Origin of the sequence: uncultured Romboutsia sp., from assembly GCF_958366745.1 — a bacterium.
Lineage (GTDB): Bacteria > Bacillota > Clostridia > Peptostreptococcales > Peptostreptococcaceae > Romboutsia > Romboutsia timonensis.
Window position 1 is genome coordinate 1 of record NZ_CATXCO010000085.1, and the last position, 8,994, is coordinate 8,994.

The following is an 8,994-nucleotide window of genomic DNA, read 5'->3' on the forward strand; positions in this document are numbered from 1 at the left end:
CTTTCTTCTAGCTTCATCATTTATATATTGTATATCTCTAGTTTCAACTGGATAATCCATTTTATTTAAGTATTCATCAGTTTTTGGACTAGCTACTAATCCCCAAGCCTTAAAGAATGGCCTTAAATCTTTTTTAACCGCATCTGAAGCTCTCATTATATATGTTTGAGCAGTTTGGTCATATCCTGTTTCACTAGGAGCTATACCTTTTTCCCTAGTTATTCTATATAATTTAGAGTAGAATGTATCGTTATCTAAATCACCATCACTATTTGTTTTTATCATATTATAAGTATAACTATCATCATATGCTAAGTGTAATTGCCAGAACATTGCAAGTCCTGTTCTACCCTTTGGTACACCTACACTTTGTGAAGTTACTCTATCATATACATCTTCATATCCATTTCCATCTTCTATTCTAGATGAGTTTTCATCGTTATATGTTTGAGTCATAAGTGCTAAAATATTATTTGTAACCTCTGCATATGTTAAACCTGGTCTATCATGAACATGCCCTATTTCATGACCTATTCCCCATCCGAATAATTGTCCATCTTCAGAATTTATTAGCTTTCCATTTTCATCTAATTTAAATGGCACACCAGTCATCATACCTGCACTAGAACCATAACCTATACCAACATGGTGACTTGAAGCATACATAAATGCTCCTGTAAACATTCTTTGATATTTGATGTTTATACGGTTTCTAGGAGCTCTATTGGCATTAAAGTATTCATTTTCACTCTTTCCACCAAGTTTTTCTAATTTATTATTAGTTATTTTTCCATCGCCATCAAAGTCAACTGGGTTTTCTAATAATCCTTGTTGTGCATAAGATATTTTCATTATTTGTTCCCAAGCAAGTAATGTATCATATACTCTTTGAACTTGTTCTTCTTCACTAGATAAACCACCTTGTATTCCTTTTAATACTTGGTCTGCTGGTAATGATAAAGTTATTCTTTCTCCTTCAATATCTGTAGTATTTAATATTGAAGTTTCAGCATCATATCTATAAATATTGTTTATCTTATCTTCAGCAGATACTTGTGATGGATATCTACTTGGTAACGTAGCTACATAAGATTTTAAGTTTTTAATATATTCTCTTATTAATTCTTTTACTTTTTGTTCATTTGCAGCGTCATCTATAAGATTATTTACATTTAAGTGTGGTATTTCTGTTCCACCACTAACTCTTACTTGTACATTTTGTACTTCATCATAATTAGAGTCAAAGCTTAAGTATAAGTTTCCACCTTTTTCATAATCCATATTAAACTTAGATTCTGGTATTACTATTTCATTTTTACCTACACTTAATTTTTGGTTATAAACTTGGTAACCTGTACTACTTTCTCCATTATGTTGTGTTATAGCTAAGTTAAATTTAGTATCTTTTCTACTTGAACCTATATATATATTTACTTTATCACCAGGTTTTACAGCTACACCTAACGCTTGATAATTATTAGATTGTCCTATTGTTTGTCCTTGATTTCTTATTCCTGAATCTAATATTTTTATATTATCACTTAAGTTAATATCATTTAATAAATCTTGTGCTCTTTGTAAGTCTTTAAGTAGTTGATCTTGATCTGGATGATATTCCATAGATTCTGGATCTATAGTTTTTGCTCTATTTATAAGTTCATCTATTTTTTCTTGTGTAACACCTTCACTTAACTCTAACATTAAATCATCTTTAAATAAGCTTGCTACATCAGACTTTAAGCTATCATAATGGTATAATTTTATTTCAGATATCGTAGGCGAATCTCCAGGCCACGTACTTGGCGCAATTATTATTTCACTTGTAGTCACAGGCTCATTTAATACTAATGTATAGTATTTATTTTTATTTTTATCTAATTCTGCTTTAACTGATGGATAAATATATCTATATCCATTTTTTATTGTTCCACCTGTTTCACCATCTTTTACCGGAATACCTATTTTTATATCTGAGAATCCTTGATTTTCATAACCTGAATCTCTTCTAGTTGTAAATCTAATCGTATCTATTGTATATTCTTTATCTAATGTAATGTGTGGTGTTATTCCTAGGGCTCCCCAGTTATATCCACCATCCCATGAATCGTTCATCCAGTAAGTTGAGTAATCATTATCAACAGTCATCATACCTATTTCTTCTGGTGTTATTCCTTCTGGATACTCTTCTTTTCTATAATGCTTTACTTTAGCACTTACTATATGGTTAGTTTTATCATTAGGTGTATTTATAAGTTTATAATTAGGAACAATTGGATTTATAAGCTTAGTTGTAGTTCCTAAATAGGTCTTAGATAATCCACCTGTACCATGATGATTTGTAGCTGTCATTTTTATTTCATATGTTGCGCCCTCTTCAAGGTTATTTATATTATAACTAGTGCCTCTTATTAACTCATCTTTATCAGTCTTTTCTTCTGGAGTTAATTCTGCTACATTATCTGGTATATCATTTGTAGGATTACTATCTTCGTATTTAGGCTCATTTGGGTCATTAGCTTTAGTCCATGCACCTGTTCCTACTTTTCTATAATATAGGTCATAATCTTTAGCCTTTTTATGAGATTTCCAACTTACAGCTAATCCCTTATAAACACCTTTTACAGTTATACCTTCTGGTCCTTCTGGTCTTGTTTCTGGTATAACTTGTAATTCAACTATAGAATCAGCTCCGTAAATTTTATTATCCTTAACTAATACACCACTAGCTGAATTCCATCCTTGTGTGTTATAGTCTGCATCTACATTGTCTGGTATTCCATCCTTATCATTTGAGTTATTTAATAAGTTTGTATCTCCAGATGCTGTTTTGTCATACCCTTCTTGTTCATCTTTATATCCACTCTTCCAGTCATCTCCACTTAAAGATTGAATACTCATTCTATATATTTGGTATCCATTTACTCCTTCTACCCTTAATGTATTTTCACTGGTTCTATAAGTATCTATTCTCGATACTGTTCCATTATCATTTAATTCTTCTATTTTTATTTCATATCCAGTTACATTTGGTTCATGGTCCCATCCTATAACAAAGTGTTCATTTCCAACTGCAGTTCCACTTGTAAAATTATTAATAACGGGTATATTCATCTTTGGTTTAGGAATTTCTTTGTAAACATTGTTTACAAACTCAACCTTAGATATTTCTACTAGATTTTTACTATTTCTACTTCCAGTTATGTTTATAGTTACTTGACTTACTGCTACTTGCTTTCCTAAGTCTATTACTATTTCATCTACACCATTTCTAGTAGATTTACTTGCTTTGTTGAAATCTACTATTAAATCTTCTCCATTCTCTCCAGCATTTGGTATTTTTATATTACCAGCTGATGGTGCATTTGCTGATGGTGCTTTTATTACTATTTGCTCAGTTTTATTAACACTTCTAGTTGTATTATCTAAACTTATTGGTATAGATACAGGATTAGTTTCTGATATTTCAACTTCTGTACCATCATCTGCTATCTTAGTTTGTAATACTACTGAACTATTTTCACTTTTTAATATGTTTTTAATATCACCTTGAACTTCTACTTTGTTACTATCTATATCTATAGAAGCATTTTCAGGATTTATTATTACATCAGTATCAACTATAACAGCTTGTGATTGAGTTTTATTCATATTTTGATGTATATATGTTAAATCAGTTATATCAGTCTTTCCATCTCTATTTAAGTCAATTTTACGTTCCTTAGTATTGTTTTTTATTTGTTCTTTTAAAGCGTTATAATCTGACATACTTACTATGTTATCAGAGTCAACATTACCAGCTAAGAATACTGCTGGATAAACTTCTTCCTTACCATCAACTATTACTTTATTTTCACTAGTTCCTGCTAATACACGCTTAGAAGACTTTGTAACATCTATATTTTCTATTAATGCAGTTTCATATCCATCACCTACTATTTCTAATGAATATTGACCTAGTGGAAGATTTTCAAAAGTTAAATGGTAGAACGCTAATTCTTTAGCATTTGCATCTAAGTTATCTCTCTTAGAGTCTTTTGCTTCTAATTTATAGCTTATATCAGAACCTATATTCCCATTTAAGTTGTCATTACCAAGTTTTATACTTCCAACTGATTCATCACCTTTTTTAAGATTTACTGTTATATTTGTTTGATTAACAGTTGTATATTTTATTGGTAAAGAAAAGTTTAAGTCTAGTTCTAATTTTCCTTTAGCTTCATATACTTCAGGTTTAGTGCTTTCTTTTTCTAATGCTTTTTCATTTAAATCAGTATTTTCATCAACTGTTACATCTTTATTTTCTAAATCTTCAGACTTTTCGTCTTTAGATTCTATTTCTTCTACCTTTGTTTCATCTGAATTTTTGTCTTCAGATTTTACTATATTTTCATTTACAATATTAACTTCTTTTTTTGGCAATTCTTTTAAATTTTCATTGCCCTCTGCAAATGATAAAGATTGCATATTACTAGCAATTAACGTTACTGCTAGTGTACTAGAAATCTTTCGTTTCATATATATCCTCCTGTTTATTGCTATATAAATTACAATTCATTACCCAATATAATACCTTTATATATAAAAGAAGGTGTTTTTAAGCGACCTATATTTTGGGAGTTTACAAAAGAGGCTTTACTATTTTGTAAACTGGTTGTGATTATGGTTAATCTTAATCCCTTTAAACTTAATAATTAAGTTTTTTAATCTGTAATTTATCTTTGATTTAATTATGTAGAATTATATCACATATTCCGACAAATTTAAACATTTTTAGTTGAAAATTGTCGAAACACTTTTATATTTATTAAAGATACAATCAAAATCATACTTAAATGTCTAAATATATTTTCTATAATCATCAAACATTAACTGATACCATTGACATAAATATATATAATAGTTATTATAGTTTTGTACAAAACATATTTTTAGGAGGTATTCCTATGATATCTGAAAATAAACTTAAGCTAGGACTTGATATTAATAGAATACATCATATAATTTCAAGGAAAATGGATGCTACTGTAATTAGTTCTATTGATGATAATTTAACGGTTTCTCAAGCCTATGTAATTGATTTTATTTATATGGAAGGTAAAGAAAAAGATATCTTCCAAAAGGATTTAGAAAAAGAATTTGATTTAAAACGTTCATCTGTTAGTCTTCTGTTAAATAATATGGAAAAAAGCGACTTAATTCAAAGAGTTCCTGTTGCAGAAGATGCACGTTTAAAAAAAATTATTTTAACAGAAAAAGCTATGATACTTAATGAAAATATATCCATGGCTATTAACTCAGTTGAAAATAAACTGTCTGAGAATATAACCTTAGAAGAAATAAATGTCTTTTACAGAGTACTTGATAAAATAAGAAATAATCTAGAATAACCATTTTTAAATTTAATGGTTATTTTAAATATATAGTTTTGTACAAAACTTAATATTTTAAAGGAGGTTTATTTATGACAAAAGTGTCTAATTTTACAGAAGGTAAAATATTCTCACCTTTAGTAAAATTTACAATACCAATACTAATGGCATTATTTTTACAAACAATGTATGGAGCTGTGGATTTACTTATAGTTGGACAGTTTGGTAGTGTAGCTGATGTCTCTGCTGTTTCAACAGGAAGTCAAATAATGTCTTCTATAACGGCAATGATTAATGGACTTACTATGGGAATTACTATATTAATAGGTCAAAAACTTGGTGAGGGAAATAAAAAAGATGCAGGAAATGTTGTAGGAAGTGGTATTTCTATATTCACTATTATAGCTATAATTACAACTATAGTTGTGGTTATTTTTTCATCTTATATTACAGCTTTAATGCAAGCACCAGAAGAAGCCTTTAATAGTACTGTTTCATATTTAAAAATATGTGGTATGGGTTCTATTTTTATAGTTGCTTATAATGTTATAGGCGGAGTATTTAGAGGACTTGGGGATTCTAAAACACCACTTATTACAGTTTTTATAGCATGTGTTGTAAATATAATCGGTGATTTAATATTTGTAGGTGTATTTAAAATGGCTGCAACAGGTGCTGCTTATGCTACTGTATTAGCTCAAGCAATTAGTGTTATTTTATCTTTAATATTAATAAAAAGAAATGGTGTTCCTTTTGAGTTTTCTAGAAAAAGTATAAAATTCCATAAAACTTTAACTTCACAAATAATTAAATATGGTGCACCAATATCTATTCAAGGTGTACTTGTAAACTTATCTTTCTTAGTTATTATGATGATAGGTAACTCAATGGGAGTAGTTGCATCAGCAGGCATGGGTGTAGCTCAAAAACTTGTTGGATTTATAATGCTAATACCATTATCATTCTCTCAAGCTGTATCTGCATTTGTTGCTCAAAACTATGGTGCGAAAAAATATAATAGAGCTAAAAAAGTTCTTCTATATTCTGTAGCAACTTCCCTAGCGTGTGGAATTGTAATGTTTTATATTACATTTTTCCACGGAAACTTACTTTCTCAAATATTTACTAAGGATGAAGCTGTTATCTTAGCATCTTGGGACTATATGAAATCTTATGGAATTGATTGTTTATTTACTGCAATAATGTTTTGTATGGTTGGGTATTTCAATGGCTGTGGAAAAACAACTTTTGTTATGATTCAAGGTGTTATTGGGGCATTTTGCGTAAGAATACCTGTATCTTATCTTATGAGTAAGATAGAGCCAGTATCTTTATTTAAAGTTGGATTAGCAACTCCAGCATCTACTTTGGTTCAGATTATATTATGTGTATCATTCTTTGTATTCTTATCTAAGAAGTCACCAAAGGAAGACGATCCTATAGATACTTATCAAGAAATACAAGCTTTATAAAATTTATAATTGTAATTATTATAAAAATAGGTGAACTTATATTAAGTCACCTATTTTTTATACTATTATGTAGATCTTTTTATATACTATCTAATAGTTCTTGGTATATTTCCTCATCTGTCATTATAGTTAGATAATCACCACATATTATTTCAGTATCTCCATTAGGTATTAACTCATTATCTCCTCTTAATATAGATACAACTAAACAATTTTTTGGCCATTTAATATCTTTTATACATTTTCCAACCATTATACTATCCATACTAACTGCTATCTCTAATAATAATTTTTTTCCTTCTGTTAGATTATCCTTTATAGCATATCTTTCTAATATTCGTTCAAGTAAACTTTCATAAATTGGACTTGATTTAAGTATATCAGAAGTTAAAAGAGATATAATAACAACAATCCCCAAAGCTAATAAATGATTTAATGATCCTGTCATTTCAGATATTAGTATTATAGCTGTTATTGGAGCTTTTACTATAGATGCAAAATGTCCTGCCATAGCTAAGATTATAAAATTTATAATATATGTATTATCTATTCCAAAATAAGTTGTAAATAAAAGTCCTATTAAATTCCCTACTAATGCACCTAAAACTAAAAGAGGGAAAAATATTCCTCCTGGAACACCTGATCCAAAGCAAATAAATGTAAAAAGAAACTTAGCTATTATAAAAGTAAATAATACAGTTACTGTAAAGTTTTGCTCTTTAAGTGCCATAATAAGATCATGTCCTCCTCCTAATAATATAGGATAAATAAGAGCAACTACTCCTGTAATTACAAAGGGTATTATGCATTTTATTTCAATACTTAATTTTGACTTTTTAAATAAACTTTGAGTTTTTAAAATTCCATTATTAAAAATAACACCACTTATCCCTATTATTATTCCTAAAATTATAAGTGTCCAATAGTTTTTAAGTGGTAGAGGTTCAACTTTTCTAAAATCCAAAGATGGTATTAATCCAAAGAATTGTTTTGATACAAAATCAGCACTTATAGATGCTATCATAGCTGATGTTAAAACTAAAGGTGAAAAGTTTTTATGTGCTTCTTCTAAAGCAAACATAACCCCTGATAGCGGTGCGTTAAATGCTGCTGATAATCCTGCACTTGCTCCACTAGTTATTAAATATTTTTCTTCATTATCTAAATTTTTTAAGTTTTTTGATACCCCTTCTCCTATACAAGCTCCCATTTGCACTGAAGGTCCTTCTCTCCCCACAGATAGTCCTGCACATAAACAAATAAGTCCTCCTACAAACTTATAAAATAATACACTAAACCAATTCATTTTTAAATTTCTAGTTAATATACCTTCTACCTGTGGTATACCACTTCCGCTTATCATAGGTTGCTTTTTTAAACACTTTCCTACTATATATCCTAATGCTATAAGTGTTAAAAATATTAATGGTACAATTATAAAATTATGTCTACCATTTTTATAAATATTTAAAAATATAGGTGACAATTTACTTATAATTATTCTGTGTGCTACAATAGTTAATCCAACCAATATACCTACTATTAAAGAGTTTATTGCTAAACGGTATTTTAGATTTTGACTTCTTTTTAGCATTTCAAATACTTTGTATTTTTTCATCAATATCACCTCCTAAATTTTTTATATTATATGATTTTACAATTTATCTATCTTATAGTTTATGATTCATAATTTTAAATTTAACTTATAAAATACTTATTTTTTATATTTACAAGTATTTTATAATGTATAATAAAATAGTAACAAAAGTTAAATAAGGGGGTATTAAGATGTATAAATGTTGTATTTTTGATTTAGATGGTACTTTAATAAATTCAATAAAAGCTATCGCTTATAGCTGTAACTTAACTTTAAAAAAGTATAATTTAGGTACTATTGATGAAGACACTTATAAAATACTTGTCGGTGATGGATATAAAAAATTAATTGAAAGAGCTTTAATTCATTGTGGTGATAATAATTTAGAAAATTACGAAGATGCTCTAGTTACCTATATGGAGTATTTTAAAATTAATTGTATGCATGAAGTTAAGGCTTATGATGGTATACATGATATGTTAGATTTTTTAAAGAAAAATAATATTAAAATAGCAGTATTATCTAATAAGCCTCATGCTCAAACAGTTGAAAATAT

The 8,994-nt window shown here is 28.3% G+C and carries 5 protein-coding genes; 3 read left to right on the top strand and 2 right to left on the bottom strand.

The features are described from left to right. A partial coding sequence (locus Q5F54_RS07200) for a M60 family metallopeptidase (RefSeq protein WP_302334158.1) occupies positions 1-4,515 on the bottom strand: 4,515 nt, incomplete at its 3' end. 428 nt (positions 4,516-4,943) lie between these two features. Here Q5F54_RS07200 and Q5F54_RS07205 point away from each other — a divergent pair. After that, positions 4,944-5,387, top strand: coding sequence for a MarR family winged helix-turn-helix transcriptional regulator (locus Q5F54_RS07205; protein WP_071120102.1), 444 nt, complete (start codon positions 4,944-4,946; stop codon positions 5,385-5,387). A 74-nt stretch (positions 5,388-5,461) separates the two neighbouring features. Next, positions 5,462-6,841: an MATE family efflux transporter gene (locus Q5F54_RS07210; RefSeq protein WP_281537337.1), complete on the top strand. Its 1,380-nt coding sequence runs from the start codon at positions 5,462-5,464 to the stop codon at positions 6,839-6,841. A gap of 79 nt (positions 6,842-6,920) precedes the next feature. Here Q5F54_RS07210 and Q5F54_RS07215 read toward each other — a convergent pair whose 3' ends face one another. Beyond that, positions 6,921-8,459 (bottom strand): ClC family H(+)/Cl(-) exchange transporter, encoded by a 1,539-nt coding sequence (locus tag Q5F54_RS07215; protein WP_281537338.1) that lies wholly within the window; start codon positions 8,457-8,459, stop codon positions 6,921-6,923. 170 nt (positions 8,460-8,629) lie between these two features. Here Q5F54_RS07215 and Q5F54_RS07220 point away from each other — a divergent pair. After that, the coding region (locus Q5F54_RS07220; RefSeq protein ID WP_302334159.1) for an HAD family hydrolase at positions 8,630-8,994 on the top strand (365 nt) is incomplete at its 3' end.

Bases quoted from the DNA above. Each gene is read 5' to 3' on its own strand.
- Q5F54_RS07205 (WP_071120102.1), top strand. From the start codon at position 4,944: ATGATATCTGAAAATAAACTTAAGCTAGGACTTGATATTAATAGAATA.
- Q5F54_RS07210 (WP_281537337.1), top strand. From the start codon at position 5,462: ATGACAAAAGTGTCTAATTTTACAGAAGGTAAAATATTCTCACCTTTA.
- Q5F54_RS07215 (WP_281537338.1), bottom strand. From the start codon at position 8,459: ATGAAAAAATACAAAGTATTTGAAATGCTAAAAAGAAGTCAAAATCTA.